Here is a 24,189-nt window from a genome sequence, read left to right on the forward strand (position 1 = left end):
GACGAATCTCAACCATTATTTTTCATAAGTCGCAAGATTTTTACCGCAAACGTTTGAAGACAATTGCCGGTAAAGCGAAGGTAAAAAAAGAAAAAGTTTATCCGCATACTGTAAGACATTTTTTTGCGAAAGAATTTATCGCAAACGGTGGTGATTCAACAGATTTACAACAAATGCTTGGACACGAAAGCATAGCAACTACCACGATTTATACGAAGCTTAGTACAAATGAATTAAGTGAAAAATATCGTGAAATCAGGAATGAATAGAAGGTGAACTCGTGGAAGTCCAAAAAAATTATTTTGCTGTCATACCCGCTTCAGTCAGATATGACACCGAATTAAAAGCGAACGCTAAGCTATTATACGGAGAAATAACAGCCTTGAGCAACGAGAAAGGATATTGCTGGGCTGGAAATCAATATTTCGCAGAATTATATGGGGTAAGTACCAGAAGTATAACGAACTGGGTTAGATGTCTTTCGGACAAGGGATATATTCGCGTTGAAATTATATATAAAAATAACACGAAGGAGATAGAACAGCGTAGAATTTTCATTCGGGAGGTATGGAAAGAAACTTCTACACCCTCACGAAAAAAACTTCCCGCCCCTATGGAAGAAAACTTCGCAGATAATAATACATTTAATAATACAATTAATAACTATATATATAAAGACGACTTCGAGCTGATTTGGAAATCTTATCCCAAAAAGACATTAAAGCAAAAAGCCTATCAACAATTTATGAAGAAGGTAACCGATGATAAATCTCTTGCGCAATTCCGAAAAGGCTTCTCTGATTATCTTGAATATATCAAATTAAACAGCGATTGGTATTCTCCTGCGGAGCTTTTCAGATGGATTCGTGATGAAAGGTATAACGATGAATATGATTTAACACCAAAGAAACAGTTTGGGAAAAGAAATCAGTATAAACGCCGTGTAGAACCAAGAGAGCTAAGCAAGCCGCCGGTTCGTGAGCTGCCTAGTGACGAAGAAATCTCAAGAATGATTAGGGAGCGTGAGGATAATGAGCAACTTTGATTTGGCGAAAAAACTTAATTCGCTGTTAGCGACTGATATTGCAGAATTTTGCCAGATTGCTGTTGACCAGTTCAAAGAACACATTCTTAACGGTGGATTAGACAATGACGAGCAAGGCAAGAAGTGTTTCAACAAGTATTTCTGGATGTATTTCATGACAATTTGGAGCATGAAAAATAAGCCGTGGGAGTTAGAAGATTTGTTTCAAAGGACCTATGACGAAAACAGGGCGTTTGCGGTGGGTCTGATTAACAAGCTGGAGAAGAAAGAGGCCGGACAGTGAACGAATTAGAGCTACAAAAGCAAATTAAAAATCACTTGATTAGTCTTGGTCACAAGTGCTGGCAAGTGGACTCAGGTAAAAAGCTGACGTATAAAACTCGTGGCCAAGGATTAGAAAAAGGATTCCCTGATTTGTTTGGCGCAAGAGTGACTGATGACAGTGTGCCGCAGCTATTTTTCATCGAGGTGAAACTTGACAAAGGCAAACTATCTGATGACCAATACAAGTTTTTAACAGCAGCAAACGAAAATAGAATATTAAACGGAGTAGCCAGAAGTGTTGATGATGCTTTAAAAATACTAGAAGGCCAAATGACTATACGAGATGAGGAAAGCAAATGATTAACAACGTTGTATTAATCGGAAGACTGACAAAAAATCCGGATTTACGATATACCGCAAGCGGAGTGGCAGTGGCTACATTCACTCTAGCTGTTAATCGTAATTTCAAAAATCAAGAAGGCAACACAGAAGCAGATTTTATCAACTGTGTTATCTGGCGTAAGCCGGCAGAAACGCTTGTGAACTACGCTAAGAAAGGCTCGCTAATTGGTGTTACAGGAGCTATTCAGACTAGGAATTATGAAAATCAACAAGGTCAGCGAGTATACGTGACAGAAGTGGTTGCGAATAATTTTCAATTGCTAGAAAGCAAGAATAGCGATTTTGGGCAAAAAAATAGCCGTACAGGCTTGCAAAACAATTTTATGGATAATCAATCGTCTTATCAGCAAAACGCCTCACAGCGAAATTCAGACGGTTTTAACAATAATCAATCTGATCCGTTTGAAAACAATTCGAGTATCGATATCTCAGACGACGACCTTCCTTTCTGAGGTAGGCCATGAAAAGAATTTATTTTAACGAGCATAAAGCTATCGTAGCTGACGAAGAAGATCGGCTATACCAATTTGTTGAAATTAGCAAAGCTCAGATGATTTACGAGCAAGAAAAGGCTGTGTTGAAATCTGTTCAAGCACTGGATTTGAAAGAAGGATTTTTGATTGAAATGGGGTATGTGAAGATATGATTACAAGACAACGCATTGAGGAAAAAAGGCAAAAACGCTTAGGGTTGTATTACCTTATCCAAGAAGATGATTGGGATAAAAACCCGGAGAAAGCGGCTGAAGTTGTGAAGTACACAGAAGCAACAGGGCTAGGCAATGTAAAACATGAAAAAATAACGAGGCAACGCCCACCGCTTCCCAGGATGTGGCTAAATTCATTAACAAGAGGAAACTTTTTATATTTGAAAAGCAAGGGTTATACCAATGCTGAAATCGCCAAGAGCCTTGGAGTGAACAATTGGAGAATGCGCGCTTGGGTCAAGGAACACGATGTTGTCCACAATACATTAAAAAAAGAGTTAGCTACGATTCATGATTTTTCGGAAGAAGACATGAAACTGCCGTTTGTAAAAAAAGCCCAGTAGAGAAACTGTGGCTTTAGTCCACTGAGAGGAGAAAGATATGTTTGATAATTTAGCGGCTATGTCTATGGAACTCTGGGATGTAGATTCTCAAATCAAGATTGAAATTGAAGCAGATCACCTGAACATTAAATCTGGAAAAGAAGAAATGGTGCTGTGGCTTCAGGATAGTCAAATTTATCCAGCCTTCAGCCATGATTTTGACACAAATAATGCTATGGAAATTGAAAGAATGATTTCTATATTACAAATTATCCAAAAATACTCAGATGAATGAAGGAGGTACTTATGGGGGAAATTAAGTACAGAGTTTGGATTCCCGAAGAAAAACAAATGGGAACAGTCGGGATATTATATCTGAAATGGGGAAATGTAGATGTAGTTGGTGGTGACTCATACGACTTGAAAGATATAAAACTAATTCAGTTTACAGGTTTAAAAGATAAAAATGGGGCTGAGATTTATGAAGGTGATATTTGTAAGTTCTATGTTCGATTTGGAATTGAAGTAGGCATTATTAAGTTTGTTAGAAATGGATTTAATATTTGTTTTGACGGTGGATATATGTACCGTATTGATGAGTTTCAGATTGAAGTGATAGGTAATGTATATGAGAATCCAGAGTTGTTAAAAGTAGATTAACGTGGGGGTTAGCCCACTAGGAGGAAGAAAATGAAGTCAGTAAAAGTTTTGATTGATTTAAACGGTGGGAATATTTTATGTATGACGAATGATGACAGTATTCTTAAAACGGCAATGATACAAGCGCTTATTGATATTGATTGTGAATTTGAACCTGATTTCTACGAGCGAAAAAATTGGGGAGAATATGATCTTGAAATATATGAATATTTTCCAACTACCCAAGATGACATAGTTTTAAAAGTCAGCTAAAGGCTACTTGCAACAAATCAAGTCACATAATTTTAAAAGTATGGAGGTCAAATTATGTTTAGAGAAGGATATGGCACCTTTGAAGAGTTGAGAAAAGTATTACTGAATCAAAGAATTGCTTCATGGGATAAAGATGAACTTGTTCTTGAGGATGGAACCAAAGTAACAATCGAAATGAGTGAATCAGATTGCTGTGCTAGTGCTGGAGGCCAGTTCGAAAATGTTGAGTTAGATGCACTGATAACTGAGGTTATCCGATTAGATAAAGGCCATAAAGTTTATAACGGTGACGGTTCAACATCAAGGGCAGAGATTGTTCTATTTCACAATCAGAACGTAGTAGCCCAAGCAAATTGTTACGCAAATGATGGGAACGGAGGGTATTACTACAGTGTTTGTTCGCTTGTAGTTAAAAAACTCCATTACCCAGTTTGTAATGCTTAAGCCAGAAAAAATAGATGTTTTGGCGATTATGCTAAAGGAGCCAATTAAGGAGTGAGATAAATGTCTATTAAAATTATGAAAAGGACAGCAAAAGCGACTCATCTTTTATGTCCAAAATGCAAAAAAGTTGTTAGTGGAAACCATTTAAACTGTGTTTACTGCGGTCTTAATATTTTTGAAGGTGAATCTATCGAGTACGAGTATGATACTCAAATTTGTGAGAAATGCGGAGCAGGGCAAGCTGGCAATTTTAGGAATTATTGTGATAATTGCGGCGACAAGTTAATCGGCTAAAGGAAGCTTTTGTCCACTGAGAAAGGAGACATCAACGTGAAAATTTACATCGTTGTGCGAGATATTGATAAGCAAATTGAAGTAGCTGAGGCATTCAAAAATAAACAGGACGCAATTGACTACATCCTGTTTTCCGGTTTCACAGAAAAACAGGATAGTGATGTTTGGGTAAGAAAGACATTCTTTAGGAGAGGCAATTCTGATTTAGATATGTATTACATCGAAGAAAAAGAAGTTAAGTAACCACTGAAGGAAGGTTTAAACGATTGGAGGGTAAGAAATGAAAGCAGATTATGTAATATGCTCTGTACCTGACCATGTGAATATTACTTGTCCTGTTTGTGATTATGAAGATGACTATGACTGGAAAGAATTACATGATTACTTTGGCAATGATTTATATTCTGGTAATCATGGAAGTATTACCTGTTCATATTGTAAGAGCGAGATTGAGTTAGGCGAATGTGAGTACGATTAAAAATTTGAGTAGACTAACTCACGCTTTTACCGACAAATAAAATGAAAAGAGGGAATACATGAAAAACTATAAATTAATCCTAATTATTTTGGGAGTTGTTGCGGCTTTAGGAATTACCGTTTTTGTTTATGGTAAATCCGTTGAAAACAAAGCAATTGTGCTTGAGGAGTCTATTGCAGAATCCAATGCTGCGATTAGTAAAGAAGAAAAACGGAGAGTGGACCTATTTACTAACCTAGTGGATGCAGTAGAAAGTTATAACGATTATGAAGGCAGCACATTGGAAAGCATCGTGGAGGCAAGGAAAAGCGCCGAGTCTGGTAATTTAACTGATGCATCAGAAACATTATCGGTTGTCGTAGAGCAATATCCAGAATTAAAAAGTCAAGAGAACTACCAAAACATCATGCAAGAATTTTCTATCACTGAAAATAGAATTGCCGATTATAGGGATAGCTACAATGACTTTGTTAAACAATACAAGCGTTTTGTTAGAAAATTTCCAGCTAAGCAGTTCCTATCTCTAAACGGATATGAACAAATAGAATTTGATTATCTGGAATTTGATGTAGACGATCAAGCAACAACTAATTTATTTGGTAAGTAGCTATGAGGGATATTGAGATAACTAAAAGAGAATTAATAGTTTGTGTGATAATCTCTTTAATTTTACTAGCTGGCGGATTCCTATTATCAAATAAAATTTTAGAAAGCTCAGTTGACCAAGAAAAAGTATATGCTACAGCTATAAAAATAAGAGAAAAAGCCGAGTATGATTACTCCTTAAAAACTCAACAAGGGAACATAATGGTTTCTGCGTCCTTTACAGCTATTGATCCTGTTTCTTTTGATGAAATAGATGGTGAATATGCCTATGTGTCAAAAACTAAAGAAGTTTACACAATGCATACTCGTGAAGTTGCTGAGTATGATTCTGATGGCAAATTGAAGGGATATAGGACTGAAGTATATTGGACTTGGGATTATTACGGTACAGAAGAAAAGCAGTCAAACACTCTTAGTTTTTATGAAAACCAGTATGATTCAAGTCTATTTTCTCTGATTCCAACTTCAAGCTACGGAGATTATTATTACGAGAGGTCAGATGTCAGATACTATTACAGAGTTGTTCCGAAAACGTTTGAAGCAAGTTTTATCGCTAAAACCGCTGAAGATGGTATCAAACCAATCAACAGTAAAAAGATTGAGCTGAGTACAAGAACACTAGATGAAATGATTACTCACGGAAAAAATATCGTTAGAACAAATACAATTTATTTCTGGATATTTTGGATATTGATAATTATTGCCGTAAATCTAGGATTTGTATATTTCGACAATAAATACCTTGAGGGGTAGGCTAACCACCCCTTTTACAGACTAAGAGAGGATGATATGAATGAAAAACGAATTAACAGCAGCAGAATGGTTAGCGCTGGCTGAGGCCTTAGAATATTTAGACGAATCAATATTTAATATTATGCAAAATGATTTAGAGCCATATTTGGAAAATGCAGTTGAGAAGGTCAAAGATACAGCCAATAAAATTAAGGAGCGGAACAAATGACTGACAAAAATATCCCATATAAACACATTAGAGCAATCGCTAGAAGATTTGGCTATAAAAGCTTAAAAGAATTTGATAAACACGGTGATGGTCAATTTACAGCGACTGACAGACATACTGGTAAAAAGATACTGATTGATGTTTCGAGTGAAACAATATTGGTGTGGTCGGATATGAAAAAGGATTGGGAGTAACAAAAAAACGCCTCCAAAGAGACGTTAGAGCGTGGTGTAATTCGAACCTAAAATCAGAAATCCCTTTATGACTTGAAGTGATCCACGCAAACAAAATTATAGCACAAGCAACAAAAAAGCCAAGCTCTCGCTCGGCATAGTTATCTGACACCTAATTATACCAAAAAAGGGGCGGGATTGCTTGGTAACTTTGTTTAGAGAAATAGATGAAAAGAAAACTAAGGACAATGTTAGAAAACTACTTTCACGGTATCGCAGTGCGAACAGGCTTAGTGGCGGGATTGTCAGAACACAAAACTTGCTGCAATCTCCTAAATATTCTGATATGCCTACCCATCGTAACAATGCAAACGGAGTTGAGAAAAATATCATTTATCAACTAAGAAATGTTAGCAAAGACATTGCGGCTAATGAGTTAGTGCATGATATTGATTGTGCGATAGATTCGCTGCCGACAATATCTCAGCAGATTTTAGATTACAGCTATCGAAAGCCTGATAGATACAGGTTAAGAGATATTGCAGCACGTATAGTTGTTTATGAAGCCGATGATTTTGGCAGGTTAGTAGAAAAGTCGTACAGCGTCAAAAGTATTGAACTATATCGAGATACTGCATTAATTGAATTTGCAGAGGCGTATCACGGTGGAGAATTATTTGCTTTCAAAAATTAGGGATTTTTTAGGGATAAATTAGGGATTAATTAGGTGTTTCTTGTATTGGAACCAAGTAGAATAGTAGTATCAAAAAAGTATATAAACCAGCGAGCGTCATCGAAAACTAAAATGGACTTTAGAAAATCGCTTGCTAGTGAATATAAAAAAACATTTGTTTAACGAAGGGAGGAAGTCTTCTTCCGTTAAATGAATGTTTCACGTACATAAATCAGTTATCAGCCACGGAATCTCAATTACTACATACTAGTTAAAGCGTTCGTCGGTGCGACTGATAACTGATTACAGTAGCCATAAATCGTCATCAGCGACACTGGTTACTATAAAAACAAAACAGGCTGCGGAAACAGCTTGCGGAGATAGTTCAAGAACATTTAATGTCTTTAATCTAAGCTATCTCCATTACATATAGATTGCTTAGGCGGTCTTTTTATTATGGCCATAAACCTACATTTTCGATGGCCGATTAATTAAAGGGGATAGGATGAAAATAGTAGCTGAGCAAATTGAACACCAAGATATCAATACTAGAAATGATATTGATAAATTCATAAGATATCCCTTAGCGGAAGTCGAAGTTTCGTATAAGGACTGGAAGATTGAACAGTCGAAAAAGAAACGTTCACTCTTACGAAGATTAAAGCGGAGGGGTTAGGATGTCTAATAAACAAATGAAACGTGAACTCGAAAAATTAGAGGAAAAGAATCGGCGGCGTAAAAAGAATTTTAATCTTGACCGAGACGAACTGAAACAAGAGGTTCGAGAATCTCAAGCTAGGGTCAAGAGTCGGCTAGATAAATGGTCTAATTAGCAGCCCTTGTGGCTGTTTTTATTTTGTACAAAACCGGTAGTTTAATAGATTCAAATAGAGTAGCTCAATCCTAAGCACCATAAGGGATAGAGCCTTTTTAATTTAGTATTGATTATACTATGTATTCAATAGTGGAAAGAGTGAAGGTGAATGGAAATGAAACAGTGTATTGAACCTGGAATTTCTTTATCAATTGAAGGTAACAAAGTTCCAGAAGTATTGGTTGGCGTAAAAAATATAGGAATAGAATCGTCTATGTCTGCTGAGGAAGCTGCGGACTCCTTAGCTCGTATTGCAAAGATTACTGGAGCGGATGAGGTGAAGGCGGAAGGTTCGAAGCACAACGGAACTAAAACTAGGCAAGAAGCGTTTGGTAGCTTGTTTGAATGATGGATACATCAACGAGGCAAGGTAGAGCAAAGTTTTATTCGTCAAGCAAGTGGAAGCATCTAAGAAAGAAACGGTTGGAGTTAGATCACTTTGAATGCCAATGGTGCAAAGCCGAAGGGAAACTCACTACTCAATATGATTCAGTTCTAGAAGTAGATCACATAAAAGAGTTAGAAGATTATCCGGAGCTTGCGCTAGATATTGATAACCTTAGAACTTTATGCAAGGACTGCCACAACAAGCGACACGATCGGATGAACTATCGTGGGCAACAAAAGAAAAGAAAGTGGGATGATGAATGGTGGTAAGTAAGACTTTAAACGATTATATAGAAGATGGCTCATATACAATCGTTGTCAGTTCACCTTGGTTTGCTAAAAAGTTAAGGAGAATTTATCCAGAGGCTAGAATTTCTTTATCTAATTCAGATGGGATTGGTGGAAAGAAATTGCTAATTGATTACTCAGCTACTCAAGGACCTGGATTATTAGCAGCGTTGGGAAAATTTAGAGACGATGATATTGTAGTCAGAAGATTTACAGATGACTTTATTCGGAATGATAAACCAGATTATAGGATCAATGAACGTTTATCTAAAGATGATATTAGTTATGACTTAAACGGTGAAGTACCCAAGCTTTATATCAAAGGCAAAGAAGTGGGCGTTGTATCAATGACTATGCACTATGTAACTGCCAGTGAAGAGCCAGGAACAAAGACAGTGACGTTTGTCTATTTAACTAAAGGTAATCCTGAAAATAAAGTTCTGTCCATTAATAATTTAGGAGAGGTGTTCAATCAATGACTAAAGACGAAAAAACATTTATTAAAAAAGGATCAGCAATTCAAAATCTAAATGAATCAAGATATGATGCCAGCGCTTGGATTCAAGATGCAATTGATGAGTTAAATTCATTTAAACAGCGAGTTGATGATGGTCATGTAATCATAATGGGTGGAGACTACAGCGAAACTCATCCAGTACCAGAAAGAGAAGAAGTAACGTACGATTACTTCTCATTGTCAATCGATTTCGTGGAAACCAAATCCAAAAATCAGACCGAATAGCACATGAAAGTGGGGACTAACATACCCCCCGTCGAATATTTTTGGGGCAAAGTGGGGGCTATGGGTACCGGTGGATGGGGTTAATTCTGCAAATGCATTGATGTTTTTTTACCCTCCCCTCCCCCTGGGCCCGCTACACTAAAAAGAAAGAAGGTGATTAGTTTGGATACGAAGTCAGTTGCTTCTCGAATGAAGAACAAAAGGATAGAGTTAGGTCTTACTCAGATTGATATAGCGAATAAAAGCAACATGTCTAGTCGATATTATGGAATGATAGAAAATGGCAAAAATTCTCCAAGTATTGAAAAATTGAATAAAATTGCTGAAGCGTTGAATGTGAGTGTACATTTCTTACTAAATGATCGTATGGATGATTTAGAAAAACGTGTAGATGAAGAAAAAACTCGATTAAAAAAAATATTTGAAAAAGTTCCTAAAGATAAGCTTGATTTAGTTGAAGGGCTGATCACTCAAGCAGCTAGACTGAGAATTCTTTTAGATGATAACTGGAAAGATATTATTGAAAACGGTGAATACGAAAAATTTAAGCAAAGCGAAAATCAAATTGCTTATGATAGAAAAAGGCCGATAGTCGAAAATTACGATAATAGAGATAAATCGTATCAAGCTATTATCAAACAACTCACCGAATTATTGCCACAAAATGCGAAAGTCGACAAAAAAAGCAAATTGCTCGGTAGGAAATAGCTATGCTTTTTAATCAGTATGTCGATTCCTACATTCGTAAGTGGAAATCTGGTGAGTTAGTCCTAAACGAAAAAAGAGTGCAGCTTTTACAACTTATCGAAAAAGAAATCTTGCCTCGTGACGATTTTTATTATTTTGACGAGGAACAAATAAATAATTATATCGAGTTTAGCCAAGCTTGGTATTTTGATTTAGATGAATGGGAAAAGTTTATTTCCGCATTCATTTTTTTGTTTTACAAAGAAGATGATGAAGTTGTTTTTGATGAGTTCGTAATTAATATGGGCCGCGGTGGTGGTAAGAACGGCTTTATCTCCACCTTAGCAAATTATTTTGTTAGTTCGCTTCATGGAATAGATTATTACGATGTTTCTATCGTGGCCAACAGTGAAAAACAAGCAAAGCGAAGCTTCCAAGAATGCTATCGGGTCATTAACAAAAAAGGCAACGAAGATTTAAAAGAAGAATTTGAAGCATACAAAAGCAGCCTAACTGGATTAGAAACGCAATCGGTTTTTGAATACAAAACAAGTAATGCTAGTTCGCAAGATGGCGGGCGTGAAGGTGCAGTAATTTATGACGAGTACCACGAAATGGAAACCACCGATATTGTTGATGTGTTTTCTGGTGGGCTTGGTAAAGTGGATCATGGTCGCCAATTTTTTATCGGTACAAAAGGCTTTGTTCGTGAAGGTTATTTTGATATTAAATATCGTCAATGCGAAGATATTTTGAATGGGTTAACCGAGTTCAAAGGTGTCTTTCCTTATATTTGCGAGTTAGACGAGATTGAAGAAATGGATAATCCAGAGAATTGGCCTAAAGCTAATCCAGCATTGCAACCACCGTTGAATAAACGTGGAAAAAGGTTGCTCAATCGAATTATGAAAGAATATACCACTTTAGCTACAGAACCTTCTGGACGCTCAGCATTTGTTACAAAACGTATGGATTTTCTTGAAGACAATATGGAAAACTCTGTTGCTACAAAAGAAGAAATGATGGCAACTAATCGTTCGTTCTTTGAATTAAATACGGTTCCTATAGGATCGCTGGATTTTGGGAGTGTTCGAGATTTTGCTACTTGTGGATTGCTATTTAAAAATCGAAAAAAAGACGAGTATGCCTTTAAGTCCTTTACCTATGCAATAAAACAATTCTGTGATGTCCATTATGGCTATTCGTTGAAAGAGCAGCTAGTTGGTAGCGAGAAACGTGCACCGATAAAAAAATGGGAAAAAATGGGGCTTATGAAAGTGGTAGATGAGCCTTCTTTGAATCCTAAACATATCTTAGATTGGTTTATAAACGCTCGTGAAGAGTACGGAGTGAGGGTGATTGTAATGGATAATTATAAAGCTGACATATTAGGTCCGATGTTAGAAAAAGAAGGTTTTGAAGTTATTAGGTTGAAAAAACCCTCAAATCTGCACCCTCTGTTAGCGCCGAGAGTGGAAGATGGTTTCGCAAATCAAAAATTTATATTCGGAGATAATCCTCTGATGAGATGGTTTACCAATAACGTGTATGTAAAAGAAACAAAAGATGGTAAACAATTTTTAAAGAAAGAAGAAGTAAAGCGCAAAACAGATGGATTTCAAGCATTTGTACATGCTTTATATAAGGCGACTGAATTAGATGAACAGATTGATTATGACGAAGCCTTCGACATGTTGGATGAATTAGACTTTTAGGAAAGCGAGTGATTATTATGTACAAACCTCATTATCTAAATGTAGAGCGAAAAACACAAAACATAATGGCCGGCAATACAGTTTATTTCACTAAAGTAACTACAACGCCTTTGGGATACAAGAAGAAACCGCCAGAACAGCACCAAAACAAATCTGGTAGGCGATTTGCCGGAAAGTGTAGGTGATCCAGACATCTAATTCAATTGAAAGGTGGTGAGAATTATTGGGGATTTTAGATATTTTTAAGAAAAACAATGAAATAGATTGGATGCTGGACTATGAATTCGTTGAAAGTTTAGCTAACCGTTCATATTTGAAAACTATGGCCAAAAATACGGTTCTTGACTTTGTCGCTAGGACAATGTCAACGATGGAAGTGAAATTCAAAAATAAAGATGGTACTACCGACTGGAATTATATTTTGAATGTACGGCCAAATTCTGATATGTCAGCTTCTACTTTTTGGGAAAAGTTCTTTTATCGTTTGCTAGATGATAATGAAGTTTTGGTAATATTCACGGATGATAACCAAATGTTAATAGCTGATGATTATTACCGTGAAAAATACGCTGTGTATGAAGATGTGTTTTCACTCGTATCTGTGAAGAATTATACGTTCGAGAGAAGATTTAAAATGTCAGAGGTAATATTTCTTGAATACAATAATGAAAAGTTGGATATGTTTACGAATGGATTATTTGAAGATTACGGTGAATTGTTCGGACGTATATTAGAAGTTGCGATGCGCAACAATCAGATAAGAGCGTCTGTGTCAATTGATTCTAGTGGAGCATTTAACGAAGATGTTGACAAAAATGGCAAAACAAGAAGCCAAAGGTTACAAGAGTACATTGACAAAGTCTATAATTCCTTCAAAACAAAATCAGTCGCTATTGTAGCAAAGATTAAAGGAGTTGACTACGAAGAGTACACCAACAAGCAAGGTGTATCTAATCAGTCGTTAGACGAACTGAATAAAATGAAATCATCGTTAATTGATGATATCGCCAACGCCATAGGAGTTCCTACGGCGCTTATTTACGGTGAGAAAGCAGAGCTTGACTCTAACATTAGAGCTTTTAGAAAACTCTGCATTACGCCTTTAGTTAAAAAATTGCAAGATGAATTAACAGCAAAAATTATCACTCGTCATGAATATGGCGAAGGTGAGAGAGTTATTGTTTCCAAGGTCTTGCCAATTAGCATACTAGAAAATGCCACGCAAATTGATAAAGTCGTATCTTCCGGAACATTTCTACGTGATGAAGTTCGTGAAGAAGTTGATTATGATGCTTTGCCAAATGGAGAAGGCCAAGAATTAATTATGACTAAGAACTATCAAAAAGTAGTGAAAGGGGGTGAATGAAGGTTATGGCCGTAAAAATTAAAATTAATGGTCCGATTATATCAAATGATGATAAGTGGATTTACGATTGGCTTGATATGGATGCGACTTGTCCAAATGATGTTTTGAATAAACTCCCAGAAACAAATGAAGATGTAGAAATCACAATCAATTCTGGTGGTGGTTTAGTAGACCAAGGCAACGAGATTTATACAGCCCTTCGATCGTACGATGGCAATGTAACAGCCAATATTGTATGGGCCGGCTCAGCAGCTTCAATTATTGCAATGGGAGCGAATAAGGTTGCAATAAGCCCGGTAGGCCAAATAATGATTCATAATGTTCAAATGGGCGCTGGTGGCGATTATCATGACATGGAAAAAGCAAGTGAAATTTTACAAAAAGCAAATCATTCTCTAGCAAATGCTTATGTAGAAAAAACCGGAAAAAGCAAAGATGAAATTTTAGCTTTAATGGATAACGAAACTTGGTTAACCGCTGAGGAGTCAATTGAAAAAGGATTCGCCGATGAGGTAATGTTTGAAAACGAAGAACGTGTTCAGTTAATTGCACATTCAGGCAACGGATTGATTCCAAAAAAACTTATTAACGAAGTTAAAAAGTTGAAAAATCAGCAACCACCGTCTATGCAGTTGAACTTCAACGATGATCAAATAAACAAAATTATCCATGATGTAACTGAACAAATAAAAAAAGATTTTGAAATTGAAGATGAGAACATGGAGGGTGATTCACCTTTTGTTAAATTCATTTTCTAGCACAGAAAACAGGAGGTCATATTTATGACAATTAAATTATCTAAGGATTTTGAAAATGCCAAAGCTGCATGGATTCAAGCCGTTCAAAACAATGAGGCGATTGAAAAAGTAGGTGAATTGTACGGTGAAATGTTAGATCAAATGATTCAAGAAGCAAAAAAAGCCGGTGAAACTGCAGCGGTATCTTATGCATCTGGGTCAACACTAGATGCTAAACTAAACGCTGAACAACGTAAGTTCTTTAATGAAATCAACAAGGAAGTTGGCTACAAAGAAGAAACGTTGTTACCGCAAGAAACCATTGACAATATTTTTGAAGATGTTGTTACAGAACACCCGTTACTTTCCGCAATTGGCCTCAAAAACGCAGGATTACGCTTGAAGTTCTTAAAATCAGAAACAAGTGGAGTTGCGGTTTGGGGAAAAATCTTTGATGAAATCAAAGGTCAATTAGATGCTTCTTTCAGTGATGAAGAAGCCATTCAAAATAAATTAACTGCTTTTGTTGTTATTCCAAAAGATTTAACAAGCTTTGGTCCTGCGTGGGTGGAATCATTTGTTCGCTTGCAAATCCAAGAAGCTTTTGCCGTTGCAATGGAGTTAGCTTTCTTAGCTGGTACAGGTAAAGATCAACCCGTTGGATTAAATCGCCAAGTTCAGAAGGATGTAGCAATCACTGGCGGAGTTTATCCGGAAAAGGCATCAAGTGGTAAATTAACATTTGCGGATTCAAAAACTACTGTTAAAGAACTTACGGAAATGTATAAATATCATTCAACAAAAGAAAACGGAAAATCTTTTGCAGTAGGTGGCAAAGTAGCATTAGTAGTAAACCCGACTGATGCATGGGGTGTTAAAGCGCAGTACACATTTTTAAATGCAAACGGTGTTTATGTGACGGCTTTACCTTACAACTTAAATATTATTGAATCTGTTGCTCAAGTTGCTAAAAAAGCCGTTTCTTTTGTAGGCGAACGTTATGATGCTTATGCGGCTGGAGGAGTGTCGATTAAAAAATTTGATCAAACTCTTGCGTTGGAAGATTTAGATTTGTACGCAGCAAAAACATTTGTTTTTGGAAAAGCAAAAGATGACAAAGTAGCTGCTGTCTGGGATTTAGCAATTCCTACTGATGGTGGTTCGGGGGAGTAATATCCCCCTCAGGAGTTACGTTGGATAAAACCTCTGTCTCTCTTGTAGTTGGGGGAACTGAAACTTTGACCGCTACTGTTGAACCAGAAACAGCTAGTGACAAATCAGTGACGTTCACAAGCTCAGATGCCGCAATAGCAACTGTAACACCAAAACAAGGTAAAATTACAGCAGTCAGCGCAGGAACGGCTAAAATCATGGCAACAACAGCGAATGGATTAACCACGGAATGCGAAGTGACTGTCACTACAAAATAGGGAGGTGACAGCAAATGAACGAAAAAGAGTTTGTTGAGGAATATAAAGCTCGTTTTCGCATTTTCCATTCCTCAGAAGATGAAAATATCGGCGGCCAACTGGAAAGCGGATTTTCTGATATAAAATCAATCATTGGGAAGTTCGATCCTAAAAAATATGAAAAGGGTAAAGAATTGGTCTACGAGCGTACTCGCTATTTAAGGAACGAAGCGCTTGAATATTTTTATGACAACTTCCAAACTATGATTATGGATGCTTCTATTGATATAGCAGGTGAAAAAGATGCCAATTAATTCTAAATATAAAAGACCTGAAATAGTGGCTGGTGATTTAAATACACCAGTTACTTTTTTTGGTTCCGCTCCAAATACTGGTCCAGAACCAGGAGAGGCAAAAAAAGAAAAATTGTACACTTGCACATGCCTAGTCTATAATCCTTCGTCAAAAGACCGGGATATACTTAATGGGAAAGGAACAAAGAAGGCAGTCACAATTAAGATTCGAGATCCCTATATGGACTATTTACCGGATAATGCCCACAAAGTGACCCTAGATGATTACAGGTATAAAGGAATCGAATGGGATATAGTTGATTTCTCACCTGATGTAGAAAGAAACGAGTTTATTAAAATTATTTTGGGGGTGTATTCATGAGTGTATCTGTTACCGGCATGGAAGATATTCTGAAAAATATCGAAGCGAAACTAGGTGTTTCTAGAACTAATCGTGTTGTAAATAAAGCTTTGAAAAATTACGGAAACGAGCTAAAAAAAGATGTCGAAGAAGCAGTTTCTAGCTATATCGATACTGGAGAAACCCACGAAACAGTTGTAACTTCTGGAATAAAAAAAGGGCCACCTAAACGAGTTGAAGTCGGCTGGGGCGCAGGGTCTAGATGGCGCTTGGTCCATCTTAATGAATTTGGCTATACTCGATTCGGAAAATACGTAAGTCCAAGGGGCATGGGGAAATTACAAGGCGTAGTTGATAATACAAAAGGGTCCGCAATGCAAAAAATGCGATCAGAGTTGGAGGAATTAGGGCGATGAAAGATATGATGATGGAAGTCTATAATCAATTAATTGCTAATTCTGTGATTATGCAACACACAAGTTTTCAAAATCCTGAAGGCAAAACCGACTATCGCATTAAATTTTATGAAGCTCCAGAGTCTCTAGATACGGAGAAACCTTTTATTATTATCGATACGCCGCTAGGACCCCCAACTAGTGCCTATTATGCAGCGAATAAAGAGATGTCGCAAACGTTTAGTTATCAAATTAATGTTGAAACTCGATCAAGAATCTTGACTAAAGAAATTGCGAAAGCAGTGAAAACTGCGATGGGGGAATTTGGTTATGCTCAGCTAAACGGCGGGCTTGACGAATATTTCTCAGAAACAAAACGCTTTGTTGACGCAAGGCGTTATAGAAAAAATACACAAATACATGACACTGATTATTAATCGGTGTCTATTTTATTAGGAGGAATTTACAATGGCAGAAACATATGGATTTAGTACATTATCAACACGCATCCTGAAAGATGATTTAACTCCCGACACCTCTAAAAGTATTCGGGTACTTGAAGGAAAACAAAAAGAAGGTGGACCGACTTCCTTCGATTTGACAGGATTATCAAAAGAAATTCAAAAAGTATTTGCAGGGGATCGTGAATATTGGATTGCCGCCAGAGGAACAGGAACAGTTGCGGCAAACTTTGGATTGTTAGATGTACCAGTAAAAATTGAACAAGAATTGCTTGGATTGGTGACATTTGGCGCAGATGGTGGCATCGATGGTTTTGGTGACAAAACAGAGCCTCCGTATATTGCAGCAGTTGCGGAAGCAGAGGATTTATATGGAGAACCTGTAGCATTCGCAATGTTAGCTGGTAAATTTAATCGCGATGGATATTCTTTGGCGACCAAAACGGACGAAGAATTTACGCCAGAAGCTGGAGAATACGTGTTCAACGCAATTACTCGTGAAATCACGTTAGAATCAAAAACCGAAAAAATGAAAGTTTTAAGAGCATTTGGTTCCGAGAATGTGGCCGCTTTGAAAAAAGTAGTACTTGGTGAAGCTGCTACTCCCCCAAGTGGTGGCGGTGAATAATTGTAGTCAAGGTTAGTCTAAGGACTAACCTTTTTTATATTGAAAAGGAGGATTTTTTTGAACGATAGAATGATTAAACTCACGTTAAGGGACTCGAAAGGTGTCTCAAAGGACTATTATCAAGAGTTTATTCCGTTTTCAAAACGACTTGATTACATACGTTTAGAAAGGGAATTGGAATCCGTAAAAGACAGTCAAGGAAATTTTATCCAACCAACGGCTGATCAGTACGACGAACTACAAACGGAATTCGTTGCTAGTCTATTTGATGACAAAAAAGTGACTAAACGAGCGATATTAGATGGTCTAGATTCGTGTGACCGTGAACAAATATACGACATAGTAAGATATCGCGTCCTTGGATTCAAAAAGGAGGAGGACGCTAAAACAAAAAAAATTCTGGAGGAACTAGCAAAAGCTGGCGAGAATTCTACGACCTCCAGCTTGATTTCGTCCGAGGAATTATAACCCAACTGTCAGGAATGACAATAAAAGGTTTATTGGAAACAGATTGTAAAGATGTGGACGAAATTCTCTTGCGCATGCCAGCGAAATCCAAAAAGAAAAACAAAAAAGTTCGCCCATTATGGGAATTAGTCAAAGGCGAGAGAGGAGGTAATTAAATGTCTGGAGCAGCCACACCATTGGGGAATATGGTCATCAAGCTAGGTCTTGATGATACAGATTTTGGTAAAGGTGTTCAAAATAGTAAAAAGCAAGTCTCTTATCTTGCTAAAGAAATGCAAGCAAATCTAAAAATTGCTAATTTAGCGGGTAATCAGCTGAGTGCTTTAGGAACAAAATATCAGGGATTGACGAATATTATAGGCGCCCAAGAAAAACAAGTTACTTCTTTGAAGAAAGCCTATGATGAATCCTTTGTCGATGGTAAAGCGACTGATTCAACTAAAAGATTAGCAACGCAGCTCCAAGAAGCAAACGGCAAGTTAGCAAGTTATCGTCAGCAATTGATACAAACTGCTGGCGCATATGCTGAACTTCAAGTTAAAACGACCGGAGCTACAGGCGCTATCTACTCTGCGAGCGAAAAAATGGTATCTGCTGGGAAGGGCATGCAGACTGTGGGGTCAGCAATGACTAAAGGTGTCACTTTGCCTATTGCCGCTGCTGCAACTGCAGTAACAACAGCAGCCATTTCTTGGGAATCAGCTTTTGCTGGTGTCAAGAAAACCAATGATGAAGTAGTGGATTCAACTGGGAAAGTAGTTTATTCTTATTCCGATTTGGAACAAGGATTAAGAAATCTTGCTACTCAACTACCTTCGACTCACGCAGAGATTGCAGCCGTAGCAGAAGCTGGTGGTCAGTTAGGAATTGCGACAGAAGACATTGTGTCTTTTACTAAAACAATGATTGATTTAGGCGAATCAACTAACCTTTCTGCTGAAGATGCCGCAACAGCAATTGCGAAAATTGCAAATATTACAGGGTTATCTGCTGATCAATTCACGAACTACGGTTCCAGTTTAGTGGCGCTAGGGAATAATTTCGCAACAACCGAGTCTGATGTTTTAAATATGGCTAACCGATTAGCTTCTGCCGGAACAATTGCAGGTCTAACTAACCAAGAAATCTTAGGATTAGCAGCAGCAATGAGTTCAGTTGGTATTGAGGCTGAAGCTGGCGGAACGGCTATGACCCAAACATTAGGTGCGATGGAAACCGCTGTTGCGAATGGTTCGATTGCGTTTGATGATTTGAGTTCACGAGCAGCAAATGCTGGTATCTCATTAGATTCAATTTCGGCTGCTATCCAAGAAGGCGGAAGCAACTTGGATTCAATTGCCGGAGCTTTGGGTTTAACAAGTGCCGAGTTGAAAAAAATGTATACTCAAGCCAATGACTCTGCAGATTCGTTACAACAGTTTGCTGATATTGCAGGAATGTCTGCAGAACAGTTCTCCCAAACATGGAAAGAGCAACCTATTGAGGCTATTCAAGCTTTCATTAAAGGTTTAGACGGTTTGGCTGATAAGGGAGAAAGTGCGACGCTGGTTTTAGATGACATGGGGTTATCTGGTGTTCGTCAGTCTAATATGCTGAAGTCTCTGGCTTTGGCTTCAGATACCTTGACTAGTGCGGTTGAAATGTCTTCTACTGCATGGGATGAGAACACAGCATTAACGAAAGAAGCTAGTACACGATACGAAACCACGGAATCTAAACTTAAAATGTTAAAAAACGAGTTCGTAGATGCCGCAATTGATATCGGAGGTCCTTTTGTTGACGCTATGCGAGATGCGCTTGAAGCTGGAAAGCCTTTAATCGAAAATCTTGGCAATCTAGCTAAAAAATTTAGCGAAGCAGACCCAAAGACGCAACAAATGATTTTAAAACTGATTGCTTTCGCAGCAGCAGCCGGACCAGTCCTTTCTTTGACAGGTAAAATGTCTTCGGGTATAGGCGGACTCGGCAAGAGCTTTGTAGAGCTTTCCGCAAGTATGGCGAAGAAAAAAGCTATTACAGAATTAACCAAAGAGCTTGCCGGAGGGGCGATTAGTGTTGATACGCTATCAACGGCGCTTGGTGGCGGAGCAACTAAATTCGGATTATTCGGCTCTGCAGCAGCAAATGCCAGTGGCGCATCTGGCCTCGGGGCTATGGCGACTACATTAGGACCACTAGGCCCCGCCATTTTGGCAATTGTAGGGGTTGGCGGCGCTCTAGCAGTTGGTTACGGAGCTTGGAAACTATTTGGTGAAGAAGCTTGGAACTCGAGCCAAAGAGTGAAAGAGTGGGGCACGGATGTTGGCGCAGTTACAGCTGAAACGTTAGGAACAGTTAAATCGAATACTGAACAGGCAGCCGGACAGTTTGGCTTAATGGCACAAGGCGTTAGCAACGATACTCCGGGAATGGTTGATAATATTACAACTATTGGCGCTACTATCGAATCTTCTTTGACTAAGAAATTAGAAGGTCTTAATGGACTACTTGAAGAGTTACCATCTAACTTTAGCAAGGCAGCTCAAGAGATGTTAGAAGATGAGATTACTAAAACTGAAAATGCGCTCACTATTGTCCAAGAAAACCAAGACAAGATTGATGAAATTAGAAAAACTGCCTCAGATAACAATCGTGAAGTAAGTATTGCGGAAGCAAAAATGATTCAGTCTTTAGCTAAAGAAACGACACAAGCTTATGTAGAGACTTTAGATTTATCGCAAAAAGAAAAGAAACAAATCCTAGAAGCTATGAATGCGGATGTTACAAACGCTTCAGAAGAACAAGCGAAAACATGGCTTCAATCACTAGGTAAGCAACGTCAAGCAGCAGCGGAAAATAATAACGCAATGCGCGAAGACATGAAAAAAAATCTTCAAGATATGGGTTATGATCTTGACGGAGAGTTTGCAACTAAATTCATGGAATCTTGGGATAAAATAAATCAGACAACTGTAGATGGATTTGATTCCCAAATGGCTATCATACTTGAAAAGTATCCTGAATTAGCTAACGAAGTTTGGTTAGCTAACGGACAATTAATAAACGCCTCTGATTCAAGCGCTCAAGCGATGATTGCCAGTAACCAAAAAATTATTGACAATGCTAAAAACATGTCAGACGAATTAGCGGCTAATGCAGAAAAGAACGCTGAAACACTAAACTGGACTGCTGACGAAGCGACAAACGCTGGCTCAATATGGAATAACCTAGTTTTTGATGAAAAAACTGGTGAAGTCAAAACAAATGCACGTGAAGCAGTAATCGAGGCTACCAAAGATACAAATACATGGAATCAAATGAGACTAGTTGTCCACGATGCGAATTTAAATTCCAATGCCAAGAAAATTATCGGGGAAGCGGCAATCGCAAATAACTGGTGGGATGGAATGGCCTATGAAGATAAGACAGCCATCTTGCAAGATGAGTTTTCTATAACAATGTACGATGCCTTAAAAGCAAGCGGTAACTGGGATGAAATGTCTCTTGAAGCTAAAACCGCTTTTATGTATTCTAACACTCCTGAAACAATGGCTGAGGTTCTTTTGAATTTCGGGTTATGGGAAGAAATGAATCCGGAGATAAAGGAGTTAGGTGCAGATAATTACGAATTCTTACAAGTCTTGTCAGAATCGCAAGAAAAGCTAATCCAATGGCAAAGTATTCCGGCGGAAACAAAGGAGTTGCTAGTAGATAATTCTGATTTATTAACTAAGATTTACACTTCGGAAGTTCTTTATAGTTCATGGAATGCTATGAGCGATAGTGAAAAGAAGCTGATTGCAGATAACGAAGATTTGATGATTAAAGTATTCGCATCAGAAGATTCTTTAAATCGTTGGAATCAAATGCCGTCAGAAGTAAAACAAGTTATTGCTAATAATGACGACTTGATGGATAAGCTATTTGTGAGTAAAGACGCTTGGGAAAAATGGAACACATTGCCTGATTCAGAGAAAAAGATGTTGGCAAACAACGAAGACCTTTCTACAAAGGTATTTGATTCAACAGAATCATGGAATGTTTGGTCCAATTTACCTGAGAATGTCAAAATGATGCTTGCGAACAACGAGGACCTTCGAACGAAAGTAGCGGAAGGTAACTTAGACTTAGAAACGTATAACGGTTTAATTCCTGCTCTTAAAACCTTAACTGGTGATAATTATGATGTTATAAACTCAATCGAGGAGGCAGATGTCAAATTAAGCATGTACGACTCAAACAATCCATTACTCAAAAATTTGTTGGGCGATTCGTCGAGTGTAATTAATGCCGCCGACACAGGAGAGCAAGCTTTAAGTTTATATGATTCAAACAATCCACTATTCAAGAACTTACAAGGAGATTCTAGCAGCGCTATAAAGGCAGCCGATACAGGGGGGTCCGCTTTAAGCAGATACGACGTAAATAACCCGTTGTTTAAAAATCTACAAGGGGACTCATCGGTAGTCAAAAACGCCGCTTCAACAGCAGAAGGCTCGCTAAATCGATATGCGAATAACAACCCCGCAAGTAAGAATCTCCGAGGAGTGGATAACGTTTCAGGACCAGCAAGCGATGCGACAGGAGCAATTACTAACTTCCAAAACAAACCATCAGTCATTACAAAAACCTTATCTGTTGTGGCTAGCTTTGGTAGTTCAGTTGCAAAAATTTTAGGTTTAGAAAAAGGAACAACATTTCACGCCGGTGGCCCTGCAATTGTAAACGATCAGCGTGGAGCTAATTATCGTGAATTGATTGTACCTAAAGGAGGTATACCCTTTATTCCAGAGGGAAGAGATGTATTTCTTCCGGACTTACCAAAAGGTTCTAAAGTGTATACCGCTAGTCAAACTAGACGGTTGGTTCCTAGATATGCTGGCGGAGTAGGAGTACCGATTGATTCAACTAGAGTTGATGATCTCAAGGAATTCTCATCTAACACACCTGTTAACCAACGATCGTTAAATGTAAATCTGGATAACGAGGATATTGTCAATAAATTAGATGAATTAACTCGAATTATGTCCAGCTTCAGCAGAGACTTAAGAAGCATACAATTGGTAGCTGATGGAAAAGTAATGGCTGATGTAGTAACGGAAAAACAAACTTTGAGGAATACAATGTTGCAAAAGATAAGGGGGTAAACATGCAATCTGACGTAAAGATTAAGTTAGATGAATTTAATTTGACTGACTATATGGATTTGGTTGAGTCCCCTGATTTCGGACTGTTACCTAGAATCAGTCATTCAATAAAAAACAAGAAAATTTTAGAAACCAAAATAGATGATCGCTCATATACGTTTCATTTTCGCCTCTTCCATGATGATTGGATAGAATATAGAGATAAGTTAATTAGGCCATTAAGTGATTTTTCTTTGATAAAAAAATTAACTATATCCCTGTTTTCTGATAGATATTGGAATGTAGTAATCGACGGAGATACTTCGTATACTAGAGAGCTAGAAAATTCAAACGAGGTAGATGTATATATCTCATTTTTAATTACAGACGGAACTGCTCATGCGACTACATTAACTCCTATAACCGCTAAACCAGATGAAAATGGCATCTTATCCATGGATATCAACTATGACGGCGTAGTGGACACACCATTACAATTGAAATTCCATAACAATGCGGAAACAGGGTATCTGAGTGCAATAGGCATTCATGAAGACCAAGCAACATTCCTCACCCAGTTAGGTTATATGGATGAAGCAGATGGTGAAGTCCGAGAGAAAATGGCAACCATTTTCGAGAAAGACGGCGGGAAATCTTTCGCTAATTGGAAAGACGCTTCCGTCTTTTATGAAAATCAATCTAAAAAAGTAGTGACGACAATGTCGTCTATAACTGATTATGGCGGCTGGTTAGGGAAACTACCGAGTAGTTTTACCAATAATGGCGGCGGCTATTACGGCGCTTGTAAAGAGCTTGTATTGCCCACTGCAGCGCAGTCCTGTTACTTGTGGGCTAGAGCGTGGTTTGAAACCGGAGTAATGGGACAAACAGGGGAATGGTGCTTAGCGTATGTTGATGAAACCAATAAGTTTATTGCAGGTATGGCGATTGAGAAAAATGATGGCGTGGGAAATAGCGCCATGGTAAATTTC

At 37.9% G+C, this 24,189-nt stretch carries 38 protein-coding genes; all 38 read left to right on the forward strand.

Annotation, left to right across the window (positions count from 1 at the left end; all coding sequences use genetic code 11):
• On the forward strand, positions 1 to 269 hold a 269-nt coding region (locus AC1Z3S_RS18380), incomplete at its 5' end, for a tyrosine-type recombinase/integrase (protein ID WP_461741575.1).
• Positions 270 to 280: 11 nt separating this feature from the next.
• Positions 281 to 1,045 carry a helix-turn-helix domain-containing protein gene (locus AC1Z3S_RS18385; protein WP_461741576.1) on the forward strand — a complete coding sequence of 255 codons (765 nt, stop codon included), beginning with the start codon at positions 281 to 283 and terminating at the stop codon, positions 1,043 to 1,045.
• Positions 1,032 to 1,328: a hypothetical protein gene (locus tag AC1Z3S_RS18390; protein ID WP_461741577.1), complete on the forward strand. Its 297-nt coding sequence runs from the start codon at positions 1,032 to 1,034 to the stop codon at positions 1,326 to 1,328. The genes AC1Z3S_RS18385 and AC1Z3S_RS18390 overlap by 14 nt, the downstream gene beginning before the upstream one ends.
• Positions 1,325 to 1,669, forward strand: a complete 345-nt coding sequence (locus AC1Z3S_RS18395) for a VRR-NUC domain-containing protein (protein ID WP_461741578.1) — start codon at positions 1,325 to 1,327, stop codon at positions 1,667 to 1,669. The genes AC1Z3S_RS18390 and AC1Z3S_RS18395 overlap by 4 nt, the downstream gene beginning before the upstream one ends.
• Complete coding sequence (gene ssb, locus AC1Z3S_RS18400; RefSeq protein WP_461741579.1) at positions 1,666 to 2,163, forward strand: single-stranded DNA-binding protein; 498 nt, start codon at positions 1,666 to 1,668, stop codon at positions 2,161 to 2,163. The genes AC1Z3S_RS18395 and ssb overlap by 4 nt, the downstream gene beginning before the upstream one ends.
• Before the next feature lie 8 nt (positions 2,164 to 2,171).
• Complete coding sequence (locus AC1Z3S_RS18405) at positions 2,172 to 2,357, forward strand: hypothetical protein (protein WP_461741580.1); 186 nt, start codon at positions 2,172 to 2,174, stop codon at positions 2,355 to 2,357.
• Positions 2,354 to 2,761, forward strand: a complete 408-nt coding sequence (locus AC1Z3S_RS18410; RefSeq protein ID WP_461741581.1) for a hypothetical protein — start codon at positions 2,354 to 2,356, stop codon at positions 2,759 to 2,761. The genes AC1Z3S_RS18405 and AC1Z3S_RS18410 overlap by 4 nt, the downstream gene beginning before the upstream one ends.
• Positions 2,762 to 2,798: 37 nt before the next feature.
• A complete protein-coding gene (locus tag AC1Z3S_RS18415; RefSeq protein WP_461741582.1) occupies positions 2,799 to 3,035 on the forward strand; it encodes a hypothetical protein in 237 nt (78 codons plus the stop codon).
• Between the two features lie 11 nt (positions 3,036 to 3,046).
• Positions 3,047 to 3,400 carry a YopX family protein gene (locus AC1Z3S_RS18420; protein ID WP_461741583.1) on the forward strand — a complete coding sequence of 118 codons (354 nt, stop codon included), beginning with the start codon at positions 3,047 to 3,049 and terminating at the stop codon, positions 3,398 to 3,400.
• Between the two features lie 30 nt (positions 3,401 to 3,430).
• Complete coding sequence (locus tag AC1Z3S_RS18425) at positions 3,431 to 3,652, forward strand: hypothetical protein (RefSeq protein WP_461741584.1); 222 nt, start codon at positions 3,431 to 3,433, stop codon at positions 3,650 to 3,652.
• A 54-nt stretch (positions 3,653 to 3,706) separates the two neighbouring features.
• Positions 3,707 to 4,096 (forward strand): DUF7448 domain-containing protein, encoded by a 390-nt coding sequence (locus AC1Z3S_RS18430; RefSeq protein WP_461741585.1) that lies wholly within the window; start codon positions 3,707 to 3,709, stop codon positions 4,094 to 4,096.
• Between the two features lie 60 nt (positions 4,097 to 4,156).
• Entirely contained in the window at positions 4,157 to 4,390 is a 234-nt protein-coding gene (locus AC1Z3S_RS18435; RefSeq protein ID WP_461741586.1) for a hypothetical protein, read from the forward strand.
• A 36-nt stretch (positions 4,391 to 4,426) separates the two neighbouring features.
• Positions 4,427 to 4,633: a hypothetical protein gene (locus tag AC1Z3S_RS18440; RefSeq protein WP_461741587.1), complete on the forward strand. Its 207-nt coding sequence runs from the start codon at positions 4,427 to 4,429 to the stop codon at positions 4,631 to 4,633.
• 37 nt (positions 4,634 to 4,670) lie between these two features.
• On the forward strand, positions 4,671 to 4,868 hold the full coding sequence (locus AC1Z3S_RS18445) for a hypothetical protein (RefSeq protein ID WP_461741588.1): 198 nt from the start codon (positions 4,671 to 4,673) through the stop codon (positions 4,866 to 4,868).
• Positions 4,869 to 4,926: 58 nt separating this feature from the next.
• Positions 4,927 to 5,475, forward strand: coding sequence for a LemA family protein (locus tag AC1Z3S_RS18450; protein WP_461741589.1), 549 nt, complete (start codon positions 4,927 to 4,929; stop codon positions 5,473 to 5,475).
• Positions 5,476 to 5,477: 2 nt separating this feature from the next.
• The gene (locus AC1Z3S_RS18455; RefSeq protein ID WP_461741590.1) at positions 5,478 to 6,227 is read left to right on the forward strand and encodes a hypothetical protein; all 750 of its coding nucleotides are present in this window, start codon (positions 5,478 to 5,480) and stop codon (positions 6,225 to 6,227) included.
• A 40-nt stretch (positions 6,228 to 6,267) separates the two neighbouring features.
• On the forward strand, positions 6,268 to 6,435 hold the full coding sequence (locus AC1Z3S_RS18460; protein WP_461741591.1) for a hypothetical protein: 168 nt from the start codon (positions 6,268 to 6,270) through the stop codon (positions 6,433 to 6,435).
• Positions 6,432 to 6,629 (forward strand): hypothetical protein, encoded by a 198-nt coding sequence (locus tag AC1Z3S_RS18465; RefSeq protein ID WP_461741592.1) that lies wholly within the window; start codon positions 6,432 to 6,434, stop codon positions 6,627 to 6,629. Before AC1Z3S_RS18460 ends, AC1Z3S_RS18465 begins: the two co-directional genes overlap by 4 nt.
• A gap of 181 nt (positions 6,630 to 6,810) precedes the next feature.
• The gene (locus tag AC1Z3S_RS18470; protein WP_461741593.1) at positions 6,811 to 7,302 is read left to right on the forward strand and encodes an ArpU family phage packaging/lysis transcriptional regulator; all 492 of its coding nucleotides are present in this window, start codon (positions 6,811 to 6,813) and stop codon (positions 7,300 to 7,302) included.
• A gap of 656 nt (positions 7,303 to 7,958) precedes the next feature.
• Positions 7,959 to 8,114 carry a hypothetical protein gene (locus AC1Z3S_RS18475; RefSeq protein WP_461741594.1) on the forward strand — a complete coding sequence of 52 codons (156 nt, stop codon included), beginning with the start codon at positions 7,959 to 7,961 and terminating at the stop codon, positions 8,112 to 8,114.
• 150 nt (positions 8,115 to 8,264) lie between these two features.
• Entirely contained in the window at positions 8,265 to 8,504 is a 240-nt protein-coding gene (locus AC1Z3S_RS18480) for a hypothetical protein (protein WP_461741595.1), read from the forward strand.
• On the forward strand, positions 8,501 to 8,812 hold the full coding sequence (locus AC1Z3S_RS18485; protein ID WP_461741596.1) for an HNH endonuclease: 312 nt from the start codon (positions 8,501 to 8,503) through the stop codon (positions 8,810 to 8,812). The genes AC1Z3S_RS18480 and AC1Z3S_RS18485 overlap by 4 nt, the downstream gene beginning before the upstream one ends.
• The gene (locus tag AC1Z3S_RS18490; RefSeq protein ID WP_461741597.1) at positions 8,803 to 9,309 is read left to right on the forward strand and encodes a hypothetical protein; all 507 of its coding nucleotides are present in this window, start codon (positions 8,803 to 8,805) and stop codon (positions 9,307 to 9,309) included. Before AC1Z3S_RS18485 ends, AC1Z3S_RS18490 begins: the two co-directional genes overlap by 10 nt.
• Positions 9,306 to 9,572: a hypothetical protein gene (locus tag AC1Z3S_RS18495; protein WP_461741598.1), complete on the forward strand. Its 267-nt coding sequence runs from the start codon at positions 9,306 to 9,308 to the stop codon at positions 9,570 to 9,572. The genes AC1Z3S_RS18490 and AC1Z3S_RS18495 overlap by 4 nt, the downstream gene beginning before the upstream one ends.
• A 153-nt stretch (positions 9,573 to 9,725) precedes the next feature.
• A complete protein-coding gene (locus AC1Z3S_RS18500; protein WP_461741599.1) occupies positions 9,726 to 10,280 on the forward strand; it encodes a helix-turn-helix domain-containing protein in 555 nt (184 codons plus the stop codon).
• Between the two features lie 2 nt (positions 10,281 to 10,282).
• On the forward strand, positions 10,283 to 11,974 hold the full coding sequence (locus tag AC1Z3S_RS18505) for a terminase large subunit domain-containing protein (RefSeq protein WP_461741600.1): 1,692 nt from the start codon (positions 10,283 to 10,285) through the stop codon (positions 11,972 to 11,974).
• Between the two features lie 268 nt (positions 11,975 to 12,242).
• A complete protein-coding gene (locus AC1Z3S_RS18510; RefSeq protein ID WP_461741612.1) occupies positions 12,243 to 13,340 on the forward strand; it encodes a phage portal protein in 1,098 nt (365 codons plus the stop codon).
• A 5-nt stretch (positions 13,341 to 13,345) separates the two neighbouring features.
• Positions 13,346 to 14,098, forward strand: a complete 753-nt coding sequence (locus tag AC1Z3S_RS18515) for a head maturation protease, ClpP-related (RefSeq protein WP_461741601.1) — start codon at positions 13,346 to 13,348, stop codon at positions 14,096 to 14,098.
• A 24-nt stretch (positions 14,099 to 14,122) separates the two neighbouring features.
• Positions 14,123 to 15,250 (forward strand): phage major capsid protein, encoded by a 1,128-nt coding sequence (locus tag AC1Z3S_RS18520; protein WP_461741602.1) that lies wholly within the window; start codon positions 14,123 to 14,125, stop codon positions 15,248 to 15,250.
• Between the two features lie 20 nt (positions 15,251 to 15,270).
• Positions 15,271 to 15,507, forward strand: coding sequence for an Ig-like domain-containing protein (locus tag AC1Z3S_RS18525; RefSeq protein WP_461741603.1), 237 nt, complete (start codon positions 15,271 to 15,273; stop codon positions 15,505 to 15,507).
• Between the two features lie 14 nt (positions 15,508 to 15,521).
• Entirely contained in the window at positions 15,522 to 15,800 is a 279-nt protein-coding gene (locus AC1Z3S_RS18530) for a phage gp6-like head-tail connector protein (protein WP_461741604.1), read from the forward strand.
• The gene (locus AC1Z3S_RS18535) at positions 15,790 to 16,161 is read left to right on the forward strand and encodes a phage head-tail adapter protein (RefSeq protein ID WP_461741605.1); all 372 of its coding nucleotides are present in this window, start codon (positions 15,790 to 15,792) and stop codon (positions 16,159 to 16,161) included. Before AC1Z3S_RS18530 ends, AC1Z3S_RS18535 begins: the two co-directional genes overlap by 11 nt.
• Positions 16,158 to 16,556, forward strand: coding sequence for a hypothetical protein (locus AC1Z3S_RS18540; protein WP_461741606.1), 399 nt, complete (start codon positions 16,158 to 16,160; stop codon positions 16,554 to 16,556). Before AC1Z3S_RS18535 ends, AC1Z3S_RS18540 begins: the two co-directional genes overlap by 4 nt.
• A complete protein-coding gene (locus AC1Z3S_RS18545; RefSeq protein ID WP_461741607.1) occupies positions 16,553 to 16,972 on the forward strand; it encodes a hypothetical protein in 420 nt (139 codons plus the stop codon). The genes AC1Z3S_RS18540 and AC1Z3S_RS18545 overlap by 4 nt, the downstream gene beginning before the upstream one ends.
• A gap of 31 nt (positions 16,973 to 17,003) precedes the next feature.
• Positions 17,004 to 17,624 (forward strand): phage tail protein, encoded by a 621-nt coding sequence (locus AC1Z3S_RS18550; RefSeq protein WP_461741608.1) that lies wholly within the window; start codon positions 17,004 to 17,006, stop codon positions 17,622 to 17,624.
• A gap of 57 nt (positions 17,625 to 17,681) precedes the next feature.
• Positions 17,682 to 18,092, forward strand: coding sequence for a phage tail assembly chaperone G (gene gpG, locus AC1Z3S_RS18555; RefSeq protein ID WP_461741609.1), 411 nt, complete (start codon positions 17,682 to 17,684; stop codon positions 18,090 to 18,092).
• A gap of 155 nt (positions 18,093 to 18,247) precedes the next feature.
• Positions 18,248 to 23,218, forward strand: coding sequence for a phage tail tape measure protein (locus AC1Z3S_RS18560; protein WP_461741610.1), 4,971 nt, complete (start codon positions 18,248 to 18,250; stop codon positions 23,216 to 23,218).
• A 2-nt stretch (positions 23,219 to 23,220) separates the two neighbouring features.
• Positions 23,221 to 24,189, forward strand: a 969-nt coding sequence (locus AC1Z3S_RS18565) for a phage tail family protein (RefSeq protein WP_461741611.1), incomplete at its 3' end; no start/stop codon positions are given.

The sequence above is a fragment of the Enterococcus sp. LJL90 genome, assembly GCF_056924355.1.

Bases quoted from the DNA above. Each gene is read 5' to 3' on its own strand.
- AC1Z3S_RS18390 (WP_461741577.1), top strand. From the start codon at position 1,032: ATGAGCAACTTTGATTTGGCGAAAAAACTTAATTCGCTGTTAGCGACT.
- ssb (WP_461741579.1), top strand. From the start codon at position 1,666: ATGATTAACAACGTTGTATTAATCGGAAGACTGACAAAAAATCCGGAT.
- AC1Z3S_RS18405 (WP_461741580.1), top strand. From the start codon at position 2,172: ATGAAAAGAATTTATTTTAACGAGCATAAAGCTATCGTAGCTGACGAA.
- AC1Z3S_RS18410 (WP_461741581.1), top strand. From the start codon at position 2,354: ATGATTACAAGACAACGCATTGAGGAAAAAAGGCAAAAACGCTTAGGG.
- AC1Z3S_RS18415 (WP_461741582.1), top strand. From the start codon at position 2,799: ATGTTTGATAATTTAGCGGCTATGTCTATGGAACTCTGGGATGTAGAT.
- AC1Z3S_RS18420 (WP_461741583.1), top strand. From the start codon at position 3,047: ATGGGGGAAATTAAGTACAGAGTTTGGATTCCCGAAGAAAAACAAATG.
- AC1Z3S_RS18425 (WP_461741584.1), top strand. From the start codon at position 3,431: ATGAAGTCAGTAAAAGTTTTGATTGATTTAAACGGTGGGAATATTTTA.
- AC1Z3S_RS18430 (WP_461741585.1), top strand. From the start codon at position 3,707: ATGTTTAGAGAAGGATATGGCACCTTTGAAGAGTTGAGAAAAGTATTA.
- AC1Z3S_RS18435 (WP_461741586.1), top strand. From the start codon at position 4,157: ATGTCTATTAAAATTATGAAAAGGACAGCAAAAGCGACTCATCTTTTA.
- AC1Z3S_RS18445 (WP_461741588.1), top strand. From the start codon at position 4,671: ATGAAAGCAGATTATGTAATATGCTCTGTACCTGACCATGTGAATATT.
- AC1Z3S_RS18450 (WP_461741589.1), top strand. From the start codon at position 4,927: ATGAAAAACTATAAATTAATCCTAATTATTTTGGGAGTTGTTGCGGCT.
- AC1Z3S_RS18455 (WP_461741590.1), top strand. From the start codon at position 5,478: ATGAGGGATATTGAGATAACTAAAAGAGAATTAATAGTTTGTGTGATA.
- AC1Z3S_RS18460 (WP_461741591.1), top strand. From the start codon at position 6,268: ATGAAAAACGAATTAACAGCAGCAGAATGGTTAGCGCTGGCTGAGGCC.
- AC1Z3S_RS18465 (WP_461741592.1), top strand. From the start codon at position 6,432: ATGACTGACAAAAATATCCCATATAAACACATTAGAGCAATCGCTAGA.
- AC1Z3S_RS18475 (WP_461741594.1), top strand. From the start codon at position 7,959: ATGTCTAATAAACAAATGAAACGTGAACTCGAAAAATTAGAGGAAAAG.
- AC1Z3S_RS18480 (WP_461741595.1), top strand. From the start codon at position 8,265: ATGGAAATGAAACAGTGTATTGAACCTGGAATTTCTTTATCAATTGAA.
- AC1Z3S_RS18485 (WP_461741596.1), top strand. From the start codon at position 8,501: ATGATGGATACATCAACGAGGCAAGGTAGAGCAAAGTTTTATTCGTCA.
- AC1Z3S_RS18490 (WP_461741597.1), top strand. From the start codon at position 8,803: ATGGTGGTAAGTAAGACTTTAAACGATTATATAGAAGATGGCTCATAT.
- AC1Z3S_RS18495 (WP_461741598.1), top strand. From the start codon at position 9,306: ATGACTAAAGACGAAAAAACATTTATTAAAAAAGGATCAGCAATTCAA.
- AC1Z3S_RS18505 (WP_461741600.1), top strand. From the start codon at position 10,283: ATGCTTTTTAATCAGTATGTCGATTCCTACATTCGTAAGTGGAAATCT.
- AC1Z3S_RS18510 (WP_461741612.1), top strand. From the start codon at position 12,243: ATGCTGGACTATGAATTCGTTGAAAGTTTAGCTAACCGTTCATATTTG.
- AC1Z3S_RS18515 (WP_461741601.1), top strand. From the start codon at position 13,346: ATGGCCGTAAAAATTAAAATTAATGGTCCGATTATATCAAATGATGAT.
- AC1Z3S_RS18520 (WP_461741602.1), top strand. From the start codon at position 14,123: ATGACAATTAAATTATCTAAGGATTTTGAAAATGCCAAAGCTGCATGG.
- AC1Z3S_RS18530 (WP_461741604.1), top strand. From the start codon at position 15,522: ATGAACGAAAAAGAGTTTGTTGAGGAATATAAAGCTCGTTTTCGCATT.
- AC1Z3S_RS18535 (WP_461741605.1), top strand. From the start codon at position 15,790: ATGCCAATTAATTCTAAATATAAAAGACCTGAAATAGTGGCTGGTGAT.
- AC1Z3S_RS18540 (WP_461741606.1), top strand. From the start codon at position 16,158: ATGAGTGTATCTGTTACCGGCATGGAAGATATTCTGAAAAATATCGAA.
- AC1Z3S_RS18545 (WP_461741607.1), top strand. From the start codon at position 16,553: ATGAAAGATATGATGATGGAAGTCTATAATCAATTAATTGCTAATTCT.
- AC1Z3S_RS18550 (WP_461741608.1), top strand. From the start codon at position 17,004: ATGGCAGAAACATATGGATTTAGTACATTATCAACACGCATCCTGAAA.
- AC1Z3S_RS18560 (WP_461741610.1), top strand. From the start codon at position 18,248: ATGTCTGGAGCAGCCACACCATTGGGGAATATGGTCATCAAGCTAGGT.